Source organism: Enterobacter sp. Lyrl_3, from assembly GCF_051948675.1.
GTDB lineage: Bacteria > Pseudomonadota > Gammaproteobacteria > Enterobacterales > Enterobacteriaceae > Enterobacter > Enterobacter cloacae.
Genome location: NZ_JAYJLI010000001.1, coordinates 321,650 through 336,967 on the forward strand (window position 1 = coordinate 321,650; position 15,318 = coordinate 336,967).

Genomic DNA, 15,318 nt, shown 5'->3' on the forward strand with positions numbered 1-15,318 from the left:
ATGCTTTTTAACCTTGTCAAAAGGGTTCCCAGGTTGCGAACAGGCTGACCGTTGCCAGCACCAACGCCCCCAGCACCACCTCTGCCTGTGTCATTCTGATAAAAATCTGTTGTTCGCGCCCGATGTGGGCACCAAACCGTGGAACCAGAAAATACCGATTCACCAGCGCAATTACCACCATCAATGCCACCAGCGCACATTTGAACAACAAAAGTTGCACGTAGCCCGTGTGCCAGGGCACCGTGATGCCCAGAATAAAGAGCCCATTGATCGCGCCGGTAAGCACGACCCCCGCTACGGCATAATGCCCCACGCGAGAGAAGCGCATCATGGTGTAAATTGCCGCAACCCGCCAGCGCCCTTTCGCCAGATGCATGCAATACAGCAGCGGCAGGAGGCCTCCAACCCAGGTGGCGGCACAGAGCAGATGCAGAGCGTGATTGATACGCTGCAACGCCCCCGCTGCACCGTCGCTCATTGCCGCATGCCCTACGCCTGCCAGCAGGACAAATTGCCCCATGGCGAGCAGCAAGAGTCGCGATCCTTTCTGGGGCGCAAGCCAGGCGACACAGGCCGCAATTGCGCCCAGGATAATTTGCCACAGCCACACGCTACCAAACTGCGTTGCCAGCACGCTCTGCCAGACGTTCGGGTTAAACACGTCTCCCCAGCCGTTGCCCATGAGCCCCGCCTGGATCATGAACATCAGGAGCGCCGACAACAGACTGACCAGCGCCGCAATCTGCTGCTGCACCTGAAAACGACAGGACATCAGACGGTACAAAGAAGACGGCGCGAACCAGACGCTATACAGCGCATTACCAAAAATCAGCATCAGCGCACCGAAATGGATAAAGCGCAACCCCACGTAGATGAAGGCCAGCATATTATTTCACGCTGAAGCGATAGCTGCCTTTGGTTTTGTGACCATCTACCGAGACCACATGCCAGTCAACCTGGTACGTGCCGGTCACCAGCGTCTGCTCCAGCGGAACATTAAACTGGGCCTTATTCTGCTCGTCACGCTGTATATCACCGGTTTTAACCACGTTCCCCTGTGCATCCTTCACCACGACACCGCTGAATCCGGGTTCAATGCCTTCGGAAAAATTCAGGGTAAGCGTCTGAGGAGCCGTTACCTGGCTATCGGCTGCCGGGATTTGCTGCTGGAGGTGCGCATGCGCCAGCACCGGGGTCGCTGTAACGGAAGAGAAGAGAAAAGCCAGCGCGCATACAGCGCGGGAAGCGGATAAACCCATCGCAATCATTCCTTTTTGTTATGCCTGTATGCTAAAGAATAACGCTGTATAATAATCGAGTCGAGGATCATCCCACCTCCGCTTGTCATCATCGTGCAATCGCGGTAACGTTGCCGCCGCATAAAAAGGAGAAGGTAATGAAGATCAATCTGGCTGCCCTTCCTCAGGACGAGATGGATAAAGTGAATGTCGATCTCGCTGCCGCAGGTGTCGCGTTTAAAGAGCGTTACAACATGCCAATCGTGGCTGAGGTGGTGGAACGTGAACAACCCGCCCATCTGCGTGACTGGTTCCGCGAACGTTTGATTGCGCACCGACTCGCGTCGGTCAATCTCTCTCGTTTGCCGTACGAACCTAAAGTTAAATAAGCTTAACGACTCGTTACACTTCCTTACGCGGAATATGCCAGGATAAGAAAACCCTGATTAGTTTAGGTGCATTCTTAAATCCTGCGACTCTGTGTATAAGGAAGTCACGATGTCACAATGGAATATTGCCGCCGCCCAGTATGCCGGGCAGCATCACAGTGTAAATGACCACGTAGCGCACCATCTCCGTTTCGTTGCGAAAGCGGCACAACAGCGGTGCGATCTCCTGGTCTTTCCTGAACTCTCGTTAACAGGATCGGGAAGGACGGACCTACCTCCCCCACCCGATGACGCACAGTTGGCCCCTTTGCTCGCCGCCGCAAAGCGTTACCGGATCACCATCATTGCCGGTCTGCCCCTTGATCTGAATGGTCAGCGCGTAAAGGGCCTCGCCCTGTTTTCGCCGTCCCGGCACAGCATCCTGCGCTACCCCCAGGGAAGTGGAGCCAGCCTGGTGCCGGGTGATAAACAGCTGACGATTGTTGATACGCATGCCGATTCCCCCAATCTGGATCCGCAGGCGACGCTGTTTACCAGCTGTCAGTCGGTGGGCGATACCCGCTGGCGCCAGTCCATCAACACGTTGCAGCGCTTCGCGCACAGGTATGCCATTGCCGTGTTAATGGCGAACGCCCGTGGCGGTAGCGCGCTGTGGGATGAAAAAGGCCAGCTGATTGTCCGTGCGGATAAGGGCGAACTATTATTGACCGGATCTCTGGGCCGACAGGGTTGGCAAGGCGATATCATTCCTTTAGGCTAAGCGTTTTAGCTCAGGAGCGTTCAATGCTGCGCGTCATCGATACCGAAACTTGCGATCTTCAGGGCGGAATAGTGGAAGTGGCGTCTGTTGACGTCATTGACGGAAAAATCGTCAATCCCATGAGCCATCTGGTGCGTCCCGACCGCCCGATTAGCCCGCAGGCGATGGCCATTCATCGCATTACAGAATCGATGGTGGCGGATAAACCCTGGATTGAAGAGGTCATTCCGCACTATTACGGTAGCCCGTGGTATGTCGCGCACAACGCCAGCTTTGACCGCCGGGTACTGCCCGAGATGCCCGGCGAATGGATTTGCACCATGAAGCTGGCGCGTCGTCTGTGGCCGGGGATCAAATACAGCAATATGGCGCTGTATAAATCGCGTAAGCTCAGCGTCAGAACGCCTGAGGGGCTGCATCATCACCGCGCCCTGTACGACTGCTATATTACCGCGGCGCTACTCATAGATATTATGAATACCTCTGGCTGGACGCCAGATGATATGGCGACGATCACCGGGCGACCGGCGCTTATGACCACCTTCACCTTTGGCAAATACCGCGGCAAAGCGGTGTCCGATATCGCCGATAAAGATCCGGGCTACCTGCGCTGGCTGTATAACAACCTCGACAAAATGAGCCCGGAGCTTCGCTTAACGCTCAAGCACTATCTGGGTGAAGCTTAACTTCCGGCACGGCCTGTCAGCGTTTCCTGCGCCAGGCCAATCAAAAAGGCATACTCCAGCGCGACCCCTTCATACGATTTGAATCGTCCCGATTTCCCGCCGTGTCCGGAGTCCATGTCGGTACAGAGTAGCAGCAGGTTATTATCGGTTTTCAGCTCCCGCAGCTTAGCCACCCACTTTGCGGGCTCCCAGTATTGCACCTGTGAATCGTGCAGACCGGTGGTCACCAGCATGTGCGGATAGGCTTTGGCTTCCACGTTATCGTACGGGCTGTACTCTTTCATATAGCGGTAATAGATCTCGTCCTGAGGATTCCCCCACTCTTCAAACTCACCGGTCGTCAGCGGAATAGACTCATCCAGCATCGTGGTTACCACGTCGACAAACGGAACCTGCGCGATGACCCCTTTGAAGCGGTCAGGACGCTGGTTAATGGCCGCCCCCATCAGCAGCCCTCCCGCACTGCCGCCCATGCCAAAGCAGAGCTGCGGATCGCCATAACCCTGCTCTATTAGCGCATCGCAGACGTCGAGGTAGTCGTTAAAGGTGTTTTTCTTCTTCAGGAATTTCCCGTCTTCGTACCAGTGCTGGCCCAGCTCGCCGCCACCGCGCACGTGGGCGATGGCGAAAACAAAGCCACGATCGAGCAGGCTTAATCTGCTGCTGCTGAAATCGGCATCCATGCTTGAGCCGTAGGATCCATACCCGTAGACCAGGATCGGGTTTTTCCCTTTCTGGAAATGCGCCTTGTGATAGACGAGCGAGACGGGCACCTCAACGCCATCCCGGGCGGTGACCCACAGGTGTTCGCTTCGGTAGTTATCGGAATCAAACCCTTTTACCTCAGACTGCTTAAGCACCTGACGTTGTCCGGTCTCCATGTCCAGCTCAAACAGCGTATCCGGCGTGGTCATTGACGAGTAGCCATAGCGCAAGCGGGACGATTCCGGCTCGGGATTAAACCCAATCCACGTAACATAGGCCGGATCGTCAAACGCAATCCCGATGACCTCCCGCGTTTTGCGGTTAATTTGCCGCAGGCTGGTCAGCCCCCGCTGGCGCTCTTCCACCACCAGCCAGTCGGTAAAGAGGGTAAATCCTTCGAGCATCACCTGTTCCCGCGCAGGAATGAGCACTTCCCATTTCCGTTCATCGCGTACTTTGGTTTTATAGAGGCCAAAGTTTTTGCCCTCGCGGTTAGAGCGCAGGTAAAAGCTGTGCTGGAAGTGATCCAGGCTGTACTCATGATCTTTACGACGCGGCAGGAAGCAGAGCGGCTGCGCATCAGGCAGCTCGGCATCCAGGAGCAGAACTTCAGAGGTGGTTGCGCTGGCGAGGAAGATAATCACATAGTGGCGTGACGACGTTTTATGCAGACTGACATAGAACGTTTCATCTTTCTCTTCGTAGACCAGCTCGTCATCATCCGCACTGGTGCCGACGGTATGACGCCATACCTGATAAGGCAGCAGCGTGGAGGCATGTTTCTTCACGTAGTAGACGGTTTCGGAATCATTCGCCCAGACAAAATCCGGCGAAACGTTCGCAATCATCTCCGGGTACCAGTTCCCGGTTTCCAGATTGCGAAAACGCAGGCCGTACTGACGCCGGGAGAGGTAATCTTCCGCCAGCGCCATAATGGCGTTATCGGGTGAGACCGACATGCCGCCCAGCGTATAAAACTCGCTGTGGGCAGCACGCTGGTTGGCATCCAGCAAAATATCCCATTCATCCCACTCGGCGCTTAACACCGACTGACGCTGGTAGATGGGATATTCGTTACCGGGCTCGTAGATATGGCGATAACGATAGCCGTTTTTGGTCCAGGGTGCGGAGACATCGCGCTGGGGAATACGCTGCACCATTTCATTCAGCAACTGATCCTGAAGCGCCTGCTGGCTGGCCATGACCTTGCGGCCATAGTCATTTTCCGCGTGCAAATAGTCGAGCACCTCTGGCCGGGAACGCGAATCGTCCCGGAGCCAGTAATAGTTGTCAATGCGCGTATCGCCATGCGTGGTGATCGCATAAGGAGTACGTCGGGCTTTTGGTGGCATGTCATGTTTCTTTTGAGTTTTACACCCTATAAGGTTGGCAAAACACGCGCATGATGCAAGCGAAACATGACCTCGACGGTGACAGTTAACCCGCTAACGCCTGTTTTTGCTCCCTGATATCCTTCTCAATGCCGTCGCGCACGTCCTGAGGGATCTTCAACGCGTCGCCGAGGGCATTGAGGTAGCTGCGCTCCATAAAGTGGTCAATATCAATGGCGGCACAGCTTAAGAAATAGAGTTCAAGCGCCTCCTCCTCATTCTTTACGCTTTGCGCAAGGCGCTGCGGATCCAGCGGCTGTTCGATGGCCTGAGCCACCAGCGTTCTGCCCTGCTCTTCCACACCGGCCTCCCGCAGCTGCTGCTCAATCGCCGACCGTTCTTTATCGTCGATATGCCCGTCACTTTTCGCGGCAAAAACCAGCGCAAGGATCAGCCGTTCAGTGCGCAGATCCAACGGTGACGTGTGTTGACCATAATCGGGTTCATCGCTATGTGCGGTTCGCACTCTGTCCTTGTATTTGTTCCACAGAACCGTGCCCGCAATGGCTCCGCCACCGGCCAGTAACGCGCCGGTGCCATATTTTGCCAGCAACTTGCGCGAGGATTTATTCGCCACCAGCAGGCCCGCCAGCCCGCCGAGCGCCCCGGGGACCAGTTTGCTCAGCCCCTGCTCGCCGGATGGCGACGTTTTCTGCCCTAACAGTGATTGCAATTGATTTAACCAGCCAGACATGGTTTCCCTCACTTAACGGTATACATATTCCACAGCGTAAGCGAGCAGGCGTCAGGAAATGTCTGGCGGGGCTAAAGAAGCGCAAATTTCTTCCCCGCGCACGGGCCCCGATCAAGACACACGCAAACGTTTTCGTTTATACTGCGCGCAACTTTTTTAGGGGGATTGTTATGACTCGGTTAGGAACCGCGCTGCGACCTGCGGCAACGCGTGTAATGCTGTTGGGATCGGGTGAACTGGGCAAAGAGGTCGCCATTGAGTGTCAGCGTTTAGGCGTGGAAGTCATTGCCGTAGACCGGTACGCCGATGCACCCGCCATGCACGTTGCCCACCGTTCTTATGTGATTAACATGCTGGATGGCGATGCCCTGCGCGAGCTGATTACGCGTGAAAAACCGGATTTTGTCGTACCGGAGATCGAAGCCATCGCCACCGATACGCTGCTTGCCCTTGAACAGGAAGGCCAGCGCGTGGTGCCCTGTGCAAAGGCCGCGAAGCTGACAATGAATCGCGAAGGCATTCGTCGCCTGGCGGCGGAAGAGCTGGGATTACCCACCTCTGGCTATCGTTTTGCCGGCGATAAAGCTGCTTTCCTGCAGGCCGTTGAGGAGATTGGCTATCCGTGTATCATCAAGCCGGTGATGAGCTCCTCCGGTAAAGGGCAGAGCTTTATTCGCGACAGCAGCACGCTGGACAAGGCATGGGATTATGCCCAACAGGGCGGTCGCGCCGGAGCCGGTCGCGTGATTGTTGAAGGCGTGGTGAAGTTTGATTTCGAAATTACCCTCCTGACCGTCAGTGCCGTTGATGGTGTCCATTTCTGCGATCCGATTGGACACCGTCAGGAGGATGGCGATTACCGTGAATCCTGGCAGCCGCAGCAGATGAGTGCCCTGGCGCTGGCGCGCGCGCAGGAGATCGCCCGTAAAACGGTGCTGGCGCTGGGCGGTTACGGCCTGTTCGGTGTGGAACTGTTTGTCTGCGGTGATGAGGTGATATTCAGCGAAGTGTCCCCTCGCCCGCACGATACCGGGATGGTGACCCTGATTTCCCAGGATCTCTCCGAGTTCGCCCTGCACGTGCGCGCGTTCCTCGGCCTGCCGGTTGGCGGTATTCGCCAGTATGGTCCGGCCGCCTCGGCGGTGATCCTCCCGCAACTGACCAGCCAGAACATCACCTTTGACAACATAGAAGGCGCGGTTGGGGCAGGTCTGCAGGTTCGCCTGTTCGGGAAACCGGAGATCGACGGTACGCGTCGTCTGGGCGTGGCATTAGCCACTGGCAATAGCGTGGATGATGCCGTGGCAAGGGCGAAAGCTGCCGCTGCCGCGGTTAGCGTTAACTGATAAAAAAAACGGGCCTGATGGCCCGTTTTTCATGATGCGAGGTGCTTACTGCTTCGCGCCTTCAACCGCTTCGCGAGCCAGTCTGGTGATGCGATCCCAGTCGCCTGCTTCCAGGGCATCCGCCGGTACCAGCCAGGAGCCGCCGATGCACAGCACGCTCTTCAGCGCCAGGTAATCACGGTAGTTGGCCGGAGAGATGCCGCCCGTCGGGCAGAAACGCACCTGAGAGAAGGGACCCGCAATCGCCTGCAGCGCTTTGGTGCCGCCGTTGGCTTCTGCCGGGAAGAATTTGAACTCTTTCAGACCGTAGTCCATGCCAAGCATCAGTTCAGAAACGGTGCTGATCCCGGGGATCAGCGGGATGGTGCCCTCGGTTGCCGCTTTTAACAGCGGCTCGGTCAGACCCGGGCTGATGGCAAACTGCGCGCCCGCTTCGGTCACTTCAGCCAGTTGTTTTGCGTTCGTAACGGTACCCGCACCAATGATGGCATCCGGCACTTCTTTAGCGATTGCGCGAATCGCGTCCATCGCGCAGGCGGTACGCAGGGTCACTTCCAGAACGCGAACACCACCCGCAACCAGCGCTTTCGCCATCGGTACCGCGTGCTCCAGTTTGTTCACCACGATAACCGGCACAACGGGGCCAGTGGTCAGGATTGCTTCTGCACTTGTTTTCCAGTTTTTCATCAGAGTTTTCTCTCGCCAGATCGATAAAATCAAGTCGTCTTAAAACGTAATACAGGTTGCGCCCTGCTCCGCCCCGGAGAGTTTCTCACGCAGCGCGCCAAACATTTCGCGTCCGGTTCCCACGCGCGATGCGCTCAGGTCTGGAATATGCGGCTGACGGGCCGCCAGCTCGGCTTCGTCCACCAGCAGGGTTAACTCACCTGTCTGGCCATTGACGCGGATGATGTCGCCGTCACGCACCTTAGCCAGCAAACCACCATCATACGCTTCAGGCGTTACGTGGATGGCTGAAGGCACTTTACCTGAGGCACCCGAGAGGCGTCCATCGGTGACCAGTGCAATTTTGAAACGGCGGTCCAATAATACACCAAGTGGTGGCATAAGTTTATGTAATTCTGGCATCCCGTTCGCTTTAGGTCCCTGATGACGCACCACCACCACGCAATCCTTGTCGAGAAGGCCCGCATCAAAGGCAGGTAAAACATCATGCTGGCTCTCAAAGACCACTGCCGGGGCTTCAATCACCTGGTTCTCTTCCGGCACGGCAGAGGTTTTCATCACCGCGCGTCCCAGGTTGCCGCTCAGCACTTTCGTGCCGCCGTGGCGTGAGAACGGCTGTTCGAAGGTAGCAATGACCTGCGGATCAAGAGAGGCGCTCGCCCCATCACGCCAGTCCAGCTCACCGTTGTTCAGCCATGGCTCAAGGGTATAGCGATGCAGACCATAGCCCGCCACCGTGTTCACGTCTTCGTGCAGCAGACCACCCTTGAGCAGCTCACGCATCAACACCGGTACACCACCGGCGGCCTGGAAGTGGTTAATGTCTGCCGGACCGTTCGGATACAGGCGCGCCATCAGCGGCACCACGGAAGAGATGTCGGAGAAATCATCCCAGTTGATCAGGATGCCAGCCGCACGTGCCATTGCCACAAGGTGCATGGTGTGGTTGGTTGAGCCCCCCGTTGCCAGCAGGGCCACGATGCCGTTGACGATCACTTTCTCGTCGACCATTTTACCCAGCGGCATCCACTCGTTGCCGTTCCCGGTCAGACGCGTCACCTGACGGGCGGCGGCTTCGGTCAGAGCCTTGCGCAGCGGCGCATCGGGTTGAATGAAGGAGGAGCCCGGAAGCTGCATCCCCATAAATTCCACCACCATCTGGTTGGTGTTGGCCGTACCGTAGAAGGTACAGGTACCCGGCGCATGGTAAGAGGCGGCTTCCGCTTCCAGCAGCGCCTGGCGGTCTGCTTTACCTTCGGCATACAGCTGGCGGATACGCACTTTTTCTTTGTTTGGCAAACCGCTGGCCATCGGACCTGACGGCACAAAAATGGCCGGAAGATGACCAAACGACAGCGCCGCCATGGCGAGCCCCGGGACAATCTTGTCGCACACGCCGAGGTACAGCGCGCCATCAAACATATTGTGAGACAGACCGACCGCTGCAGACATGGCAATGACTTCGCGGCTCAGCAGCGACAGCTCCATCCCGTCCTGCCCCTGGGTCACACCGTCACACATGGCCGGCACGCCCCCCGCCACCTGGCCCACCGCATTCACGCTGTGCAGCGCTTTACGGATGATGTCCGGGTACACTTCGTACGGCTGATGCGCGGAGAGCATGTCGTTATAGGAGGTAATGATGGCGATATTGTTACGCAGCATGCTCTTTAATGAGGCTTTGTCTTCAGGCTGACAGGCGGCGAAACCGTGCGCCAGATTACCGCAGGCCAGCTGTGAGCGATGTACTGTATTGGTCTTAGCCTGTTCAATGCGGGCGAGGTAGGCCGAACGGGTCTCTTTCGAGCGCTCGATAATGCGTTGTGTTACGCGTAACAATGTCGGATTCATAAAAGCTCCTCTAATTTATCTGTCCGGGCTCGGGAGTTTACAAAGTCGCTGGCAGTTGTTAACAACGCTGAAACGCTTGCTGTCCGGAGCTCAGGGGCAAAATCGCTTCCGGCAGTGTAATAAAAAAAGCCCCGCGGGTGAATCCACGCGGAGCTTAAAAGTATAAAAATTGTGCCACTAGCTGTGTTAGATCATGTTACCGGTAAAATAACACCTTCGGGCTAGAGGATTATCTTACTCAAACTCGTTCCAGGAGCGGCCATCACGGGTGATCATCGCCACGGAGGCGACAGGTCCCCAGGTGCCCGCCTGATACGGTTTTGGCGGATCCTGATCGGCAGCCCAGGCTTCGGTGATGGAGTCGACCCATTTCCACGCCTCTTCCACTTCGTCACGACGCACAAACAACGCCTGGATACCGCGCATGGTTTCCAGCAGCAGGCGCTCGTAAGCATCCGCCAGGTGCGTTTGATTGAAGGTCTCGGAGTAGCTCAGATCCAGTTTGGTGGTCTGCAGGTTATGTTTGTGATCCAGCCCCGGCACTTTGTTCAGGATCTGGATATCCACACCTTCATCCGGCTGCAGACGGATAGTCAGTTTGTTCTGCGGCAGCTCCTGCCACGACTCTTTGAACAGGTTCAGCTCAGGGTTTTTGAAGTAAACGACAACTTCAGAGCATTTGGCTGGCAGACGTTTACCGGTACGCAGGTAGAACGGCACACCCGCCCAACGCCAGTCATCGATATCCACGCGGATCGCCACGAACGTCTCAGTGTTGCTGGACTTGTTCGCGCCCTCTTCTTCCAGATAACCAGGGACTTTTTTGCCCTGCGCAAAGCCGGATGTGTACTGACCACGCACCGTCTTCTCGCGCACGTTAGAACGGTCGATACGACGCAGTGACTTCAGCACTTTCACCTTCGCGTCGCGGATGCTGTCAGCGGTCAGGTCTGATGGCGGAGACATGGCAATCATGCAGAGTACCTGCAGCAGGTGGTTCTGGATCATGTCACGCATCTGACCGGCCTGGTCAAAGTAACCCCAGCGGCCTTCGATACCCACCTCTTCGGCCACGGTGATTTCCACGTGGTCGATGGTACGGTTGTCCCAGTTGTTCACAAACAGGGAGTTGGCAAAACGCAGCGCCAGCAGGTTCAGTACCGTCTCTTTGCCCAGATAGTGGTCGATGCGGTAGACCTGGCACTCTTCGAAGTATTCGCCCACCTGGTCGTTGATTTCGCGGGAGGTTGACAGCGAGGTACCCAGCGGTTTTTCCATTACCACACGCGCGGGTTTGGCGTTCAGATTCGCTTCGCCCAGACCTTTACAGATGGCACCGAAGGTGCTTGGTGGCATGGCGAAATAGTTAATGGTGACCCGGTTTTTCTGATCCAGCATCTCACCCAGACGGGTAAACGCGCTCACGTCGTTCACATCCAGATTGCAGAAATCGAGACGTCCGCTCAGGGTATCCCACAAACTTTCATCAATTTTCTCTTTCATGAAAGTTTCGAGCGCTTCACGCACGACTTTGGTGTATGCGTCCTTGTCCCAGTCGGCGCGCCCTACACCCAGGATACGGGTATCCGGATGAAGTTGGCCCGCTTTCTCCAGTTGATACAGGGAAGGCAGCAATTTTCGGCGTGCAAGATCGCCTTTCGCGCCGAAAATGACCAGGTCACATGCCTGGGCTGTTTGCGTTACCGCCATGTCATTCTCCTCAGTTGGATCACCTGGTGCTTCTGCCAGGTATCGTTGTAATTTTATTACAATGCACTGTACTGCTTTTACGTCATTCCCGAAACCATTAGCGCTTAACGTCGCGTGCGATACGGCGATTTTTCACCCCTTAAGAGGATTACGCTGGCCTGATGACGCAACAAGCGTCGATTCTTTGCGCAACACGGTCACAGTAAAACCCGACACCGATCAAGTAATGAAAAAAAACAACAACATTATCTTGTCGACTGTTACCCTTTATGGAAGCCACGAGGGTAATATCGGCTAAATCGAATCTCAATTTCATCTATGGATGAAATCGTTTACACCCATGAGCGTCCTGTTAACATGAACATGCTGGAAAAAATCCAGTTTCAACTGGAACACCTTAGCAAATCCGAGCGAAAAGTGGCTGAAGTTATTCTCGCCTCGCCTGCTCAGGCGATTCATTCAAGCATCGCCGCTCTGGCACAGGATGCAGGCGTCAGCGAGCCGACGGTGAATCGGTTCTGCCGGAGCCTGGAAACGCGTGGCTTTCCTGATTTTAAACTGCATCTGGCACAAAGTCTGGCAAATGGTACGCCCTATGTTAATCGCAATGTGGATGAAGACGACAGCGTAGATGCATACACGGCGAAAATATTTGAATCGGCCATGGCCACGCTTGACCACGTGCGTCAGTCGCTGGATATGAGTTCCGTTAACCGGGCGGTCGATTTGCTGACCCAGGCCAAGCGAATTGCATTCTTCGGACTCGGTTCGTCGGCGGCCGTGGCGCATGATGCCATGAATAAATTCTTCCGCTTTAACGTCCCGGTCATTTATTCCGATGACATCGTGTTGCAACGCATGAGCTGTATGAATTGTAGCGAGGATGACGTGGTGGTCCTGATTTCCCATACCGGGCGCACCAAAAGTCAGGTTGAGCTGGCGCAGCTGGCGCGTGAAAACGATGCCATGGTTATCGCCCTCACGACGGCAGGCACGCCGCTGGCAAGAGAAGCCACGCTCGCCATCACTCTGGACGTTCCGGAAGATACGGATATCTATATGCCAATGGTCTCCCGTCTGGCGCAGCTGACGGTGATTGACGTCCTGGCAACCGGTTTTACCTTACGCCGCGGCGCTAAATTCAGAGATAACTTGAAGCGTGTCAAGGAAGCGCTCAAGGAATCGCGTTTTGATAAAGAATTGCTTATAAAGAGCGATGTTCCCTGATAGTAGATAACTAAGACGTAACGAATAATTACGATGTAACGATTTACGGCATTCGGTCCCCTCGCGGTTGCTTTGCAGCAGATGAAGGCCGATTCAATCTTCACGCAACACCAAAGTTGTTTCAGTCAACGGAGTATTACATGTCCAGAAGGCTTCGCAGAACCAAGATCGTCACCACCTTAGGCCCGGCCACCGATCGCGATAATAACCTCGAAAAGATTATCGCCGCGGGTGCCAACGTGGTGCGTATGAACTTCTCTCACGGTACGCCAGAAGACCATAAATTACGTGCAGACAAAGTGCGTGAGATCGCGGCTAAACTGGGCCGCCATGTTGCTATCCTCGGTGACCTGCAGGGTCCAAAAATTCGTGTCTCGACCTTCAAAGAAGGCAAAGTTTTCCTCAATATCGGCGATAAATTCCTGCTTGATGCCAACCTGGGTAAAGGTGAAGGCGATAAAGAGAAAGTGGGTATCGACTATAAAGGTCTGCCGGCTGACGTTGTGCCTGGCGATATCCTGCTGCTCGACGACGGTCGTGTTCAGCTGAAAGTGCTGGAAGTTCAGGGGATGAAGGTGTTCACCGAAGTCACCGTCGGCGGCCCACTCTCTAACAACAAAGGCATTAACAAGCTCGGCGGTGGCCTGTCTGCCGAAGCGCTGACCGATAAAGACAAAGCGGATATCGTTACCGCGGCGCTGATCGGCGTGGACTATCTGGCCGTCTCCTTCCCGCGCTGCGGCGAAGACCTGAACTATGCCCGCCGTCTGGCGCGTGATGCAGGCTGCGACGCGAAAATCGTAGCAAAAGTTGAACGTGCGGAAGCCGTTTGCGATCAGGATGCCATGGACGACGTGATTCTGGCGTCTGACGTGGTGATGGTTGCCCGTGGCGATCTGGGTGTGGAAATTGGCGACCCGGAACTGGTCGGCATCCAGAAAGCGCTGATCCGTCGCGCGCGTCAGTTGAACCGCGCGGTGATCACCGCAACCCAGATGATGGAATCCATGATCACCAACCCAATGCCGACCCGTGCAGAGGTGATGGACGTGGCTAACGCCGTGCTGGACGGTACCGATGCGGTCATGCTTTCCGCTGAAACCGCAGCCGGTCAGTACCCGGCAGAGACCGTTGCCGCGATGGCGCGCGTCTGTCTGGGCGCGGAGAAGATCCCAAGCATCAACGTCTCTAAACACCGTCTGGACGTGCAGTTCGACAACGTGGAAGAAGCGATTGCGATGTCCGCCATGTATGCGGCTAACCATCTGAAGGGCGTCACGGCGATCATCACCATGACCGAATCAGGCCGTACCGCGCTAATGACGTCCCGTATCAGCTCCGGTCTGCCGATCTTCGCGATGTCCCGCCACGAGCGCACGCTGAACCTGACGGCGCTGTACCGCGGCGTAACCCCGGTTTACTTCGACAGCACCAATGACGGTGTGGCAGCGGCGCACGATGCCGTTAATCTGCTGCGCGACAAAGGCTACCTGGTATCCGGTGATATTGTCATCGTGACCCAGGGTGATGTCATGAGCACCATCGGCTCAACCAACACCACCCGCGTATTAACCGTCGAATAAACAGATGTTTCCCTCTCCCCCACGGGGAGAGGGTCAGCGTGAGGGGTTTTATTTCTTTGGGTAAAGTTCTTTGCGCTGATACGGCTCTTTCTCGCCAGGCTTACGCGTTTTGAGCAGCTTCAGGATCCACGTGTATTGCTCAAGATGCGGTCCCACCAACACCTCCACCTCTTCGTTCATGCGACGCGCGATGGTGTTATCGTCCGCGGTCAGTAAGTCGTCCATCGGCGGGCGAACCTCAATGCTCAGACGGTGCGTGTTGCCATCGTAGACCGGGAACAGCGGAATAACCCGGGCGCGGCAGACTTTCATCAGACGGCCAATCGCCGGAAGCGTCGCCTTGTAGGTGGCAAAGAAATCGACAAACTCGCTGTGCTCAGGGCCGTGATCCTGATCCGGCAGATAGTAACCCCAGTACCCCTGTCGCACGGACTGAATAAACGGCTTGATACCATCGTTACGGGCGTGCAGGCGTCCACCAAAACGACGACGCACGGTGTTCCAGACGAAATCAAAGACTTTATTACCCTGGTTATGGAACATGGCCGCCATCTTCTGGCCCTGAGATGCCATCAGCATGGCCGGAATATCCACTCCCCAGCCGTGCGGAACGAGAAAAATCACTTTTTCATCGTTGCGGCGCATCTCGTCAATGATCTCCAGCCCTTTCCAGTCAACACGCTTAAGGACCTTTTCTGGCCCTTTTAGCGCCAGCTCTGCCATCATCGCCATGGCCTGTGGCGCGGTGGTATACATGTCATCAATAATCGCTTCGCGCTCGGCTTCGCTCTTTTCCGGGAAGCAGTAGAAGAGATTGATTTGCGCGCGACGGCGGGCACTTTTGCCCATTCGTCCTGCGAGACGGCCAATTTTACCCAGAACGGGATCGCGCACAGAGGCAGGTAACATGGCAATGCCAGCAAACGCGTAAACGCCAAGCCAGGCGCCCCAGTTACGCGGGTGGCGAAAGGATTTTTCAAACTCAGGAATGAACTCTATATTGTTTTTTTTGGTTTCCATGCTGGTTCCAGGGTCTGGTGACGCAAAATAT

At 55.8% G+C, this 15,318-nt stretch carries 14 protein-coding genes; 6 read left to right on the forward strand and 8 right to left on the reverse strand.

What is annotated here, in order from left to right; genetic code table 11:
• Nucleotides 1-16: 16 nt before the first annotated feature.
• Both copD and yobA read right to left on the reverse strand, forming a co-directional pair.
• Nucleotides 17-886 carry a copper homeostasis membrane protein CopD gene (gene copD / locus VF709_RS01750; protein WP_187170757.1) on the reverse strand — a complete coding sequence of 290 codons (870 nt, stop codon included), beginning with the start codon at nt 884-886 and terminating at the stop codon, nt 17-19.
• A gap of 1 nt (nt 887) precedes the next feature.
• Entirely contained in the window at nt 888-1,259 is a 372-nt protein-coding gene (gene yobA, locus VF709_RS01755) for a CopC domain-containing protein YobA (RefSeq protein WP_013096103.1), read from the reverse strand.
• Nucleotides 1,260-1,396: 137 nt separating this feature from the next.
• Between yobA and VF709_RS01760 the strand changes: the two genes are divergently transcribed.
• The 3 genes from VF709_RS01760 (at nt 1,397) to exoX (ending at nt 3,073) form a co-directional block, all read left to right on the forward strand.
• Nucleotides 1,397-1,627, forward strand: a complete 231-nt coding sequence (locus VF709_RS01760; RefSeq protein ID WP_013096102.1) for a DNA polymerase III subunit theta — start codon at nt 1,397-1,399, stop codon at nt 1,625-1,627.
• Nucleotides 1,628-1,736: 109 nt separating this feature from the next.
• Nucleotides 1,737-2,387 (forward strand): carbon-nitrogen hydrolase family protein, encoded by a 651-nt coding sequence (locus VF709_RS01765; protein ID WP_187170758.1) that lies wholly within the window; start codon nt 1,737-1,739, stop codon nt 2,385-2,387.
• A 23-nt stretch (nt 2,388-2,410) separates the two neighbouring features.
• Nucleotides 2,411-3,073, forward strand: coding sequence for an exodeoxyribonuclease X (gene exoX, locus VF709_RS01770; protein ID WP_020690817.1), 663 nt, complete (start codon nt 2,411-2,413; stop codon nt 3,071-3,073).
• Here the strand turns inward: exoX and ptrB are convergent.
• Entirely contained in the window at nt 3,070-5,130 is a 2,061-nt protein-coding gene (gene ptrB, locus VF709_RS01775; protein ID WP_149896320.1) for an oligopeptidase B, read from the reverse strand. The genes exoX and ptrB overlap by 4 nt on opposite strands.
• A gap of 85 nt (nt 5,131-5,215) precedes the next feature.
• Nucleotides 5,216-5,863, reverse strand: a complete 648-nt coding sequence (locus VF709_RS01780) for a tellurite resistance TerB family protein (RefSeq protein WP_020690815.1) — start codon at nt 5,861-5,863, stop codon at nt 5,216-5,218.
• 170 nt (nt 5,864-6,033) lie between these two features.
• Here VF709_RS01780 and purT point away from each other — a divergent pair, with 170 nt between their 5' ends.
• Complete coding sequence (gene purT, locus VF709_RS01785; protein WP_048972807.1) at nt 6,034-7,209, forward strand: formate-dependent phosphoribosylglycinamide formyltransferase; 1,176 nt, start codon at nt 6,034-6,036, stop codon at nt 7,207-7,209.
• A gap of 45 nt (nt 7,210-7,254) precedes the next feature.
• On the opposite strand, the gene kdgA is transcribed toward purT, so the two are convergent.
• From kdgA to zwf, 3 genes are all read right to left on the reverse strand, one after another.
• Complete coding sequence (gene kdgA, locus VF709_RS01790; RefSeq protein WP_029882310.1) at nt 7,255-7,896, reverse strand: bifunctional 4-hydroxy-2-oxoglutarate aldolase/2-dehydro-3-deoxy-phosphogluconate aldolase; 642 nt, start codon at nt 7,894-7,896, stop codon at nt 7,255-7,257.
• A gap of 39 nt (nt 7,897-7,935) precedes the next feature.
• On the reverse strand, nt 7,936-9,747 hold the full coding sequence (gene edd, locus VF709_RS01795; protein WP_029882311.1) for a phosphogluconate dehydratase: 1,812 nt from the start codon (nt 9,745-9,747) through the stop codon (nt 7,936-7,938).
• Between the two features lie 234 nt (nt 9,748-9,981).
• Nucleotides 9,982-11,457, reverse strand: a complete 1,476-nt coding sequence (zwf, locus tag VF709_RS01800) for a glucose-6-phosphate dehydrogenase (protein ID WP_014832396.1) — start codon at nt 11,455-11,457, stop codon at nt 9,982-9,984.
• A 357-nt stretch (nt 11,458-11,814) separates the two neighbouring features.
• Here zwf and VF709_RS01805 point away from each other — a divergent pair, with 357 nt between their 5' ends.
• Together VF709_RS01805 and pyk are read left to right on the forward strand one after the other, a co-directional pair.
• Nucleotides 11,815-12,684, forward strand: coding sequence for a MurR/RpiR family transcriptional regulator (locus VF709_RS01805; protein ID WP_029882312.1), 870 nt, complete (start codon nt 11,815-11,817; stop codon nt 12,682-12,684).
• Between the two features lie 140 nt (nt 12,685-12,824).
• The gene (gene pyk / locus VF709_RS01810) at nt 12,825-14,267 is read left to right on the forward strand and encodes a pyruvate kinase (RefSeq protein ID WP_013096092.1); all 1,443 of its coding nucleotides are present in this window, start codon (nt 12,825-12,827) and stop codon (nt 14,265-14,267) included.
• Between the two features lie 48 nt (nt 14,268-14,315).
• Here the strand turns inward: pyk and lpxM are convergent, their stop codons facing one another.
• On the reverse strand, nt 14,316-15,287 hold the full coding sequence (lpxM, locus tag VF709_RS01815; protein WP_058650808.1) for a lauroyl-Kdo(2)-lipid IV(A) myristoyltransferase: 972 nt from the start codon (nt 15,285-15,287) through the stop codon (nt 14,316-14,318).
• Nucleotides 15,288-15,318 lie beyond the last annotated feature (31 nt).

What these genes read in the sequence shown, in the direction of transcription:
- copD (WP_187170757.1), bottom strand. Translation starts at nt 886, where the DNA reads ATGCTGGCCTTCATCTACGTGGGGTTGCGCTTTATCCATTTCGGTGCG.
- yobA (WP_013096103.1), bottom strand. Translation starts at nt 1,259, where the DNA reads ATGGGTTTATCCGCTTCCCGCGCTGTATGCGCGCTGGCTTTTCTCTTC.
- VF709_RS01760 (WP_013096102.1), top strand. Translation starts at nt 1,397, where the DNA reads ATGAAGATCAATCTGGCTGCCCTTCCTCAGGACGAGATGGATAAAGTG.
- VF709_RS01765 (WP_187170758.1), top strand. Translation starts at nt 1,737, where the DNA reads ATGTCACAATGGAATATTGCCGCCGCCCAGTATGCCGGGCAGCATCAC.
- exoX (WP_020690817.1), top strand. Translation starts at nt 2,411, where the DNA reads ATGCTGCGCGTCATCGATACCGAAACTTGCGATCTTCAGGGCGGAATA.
- ptrB (WP_149896320.1), bottom strand. Translation starts at nt 5,130, where the DNA reads ATGCCACCAAAAGCCCGACGTACTCCTTATGCGATCACCACGCATGGC.
- VF709_RS01780 (WP_020690815.1), bottom strand. Translation starts at nt 5,863, where the DNA reads ATGTCTGGCTGGTTAAATCAATTGCAATCACTGTTAGGGCAGAAAACG.
- purT (WP_048972807.1), top strand. Translation starts at nt 6,034, where the DNA reads ATGACTCGGTTAGGAACCGCGCTGCGACCTGCGGCAACGCGTGTAATG.
- kdgA (WP_029882310.1), bottom strand. Translation starts at nt 7,896, where the DNA reads ATGAAAAACTGGAAAACAAGTGCAGAAGCAATCCTGACCACTGGCCCC.
- edd (WP_029882311.1), bottom strand. Translation starts at nt 9,747, where the DNA reads ATGAATCCGACATTGTTACGCGTAACACAACGCATTATCGAGCGCTCG.
- zwf (WP_014832396.1), bottom strand. Translation starts at nt 11,457, where the DNA reads ATGGCGGTAACGCAAACAGCCCAGGCATGTGACCTGGTCATTTTCGGC.
- VF709_RS01805 (WP_029882312.1), top strand. Translation starts at nt 11,815, where the DNA reads ATGAACATGCTGGAAAAAATCCAGTTTCAACTGGAACACCTTAGCAAA.
- pyk (WP_013096092.1), top strand. Translation starts at nt 12,825, where the DNA reads ATGTCCAGAAGGCTTCGCAGAACCAAGATCGTCACCACCTTAGGCCCG.
- lpxM (WP_058650808.1), bottom strand. Translation starts at nt 15,287, where the DNA reads ATGGAAACCAAAAAAAACAATATAGAGTTCATTCCTGAGTTTGAAAAA.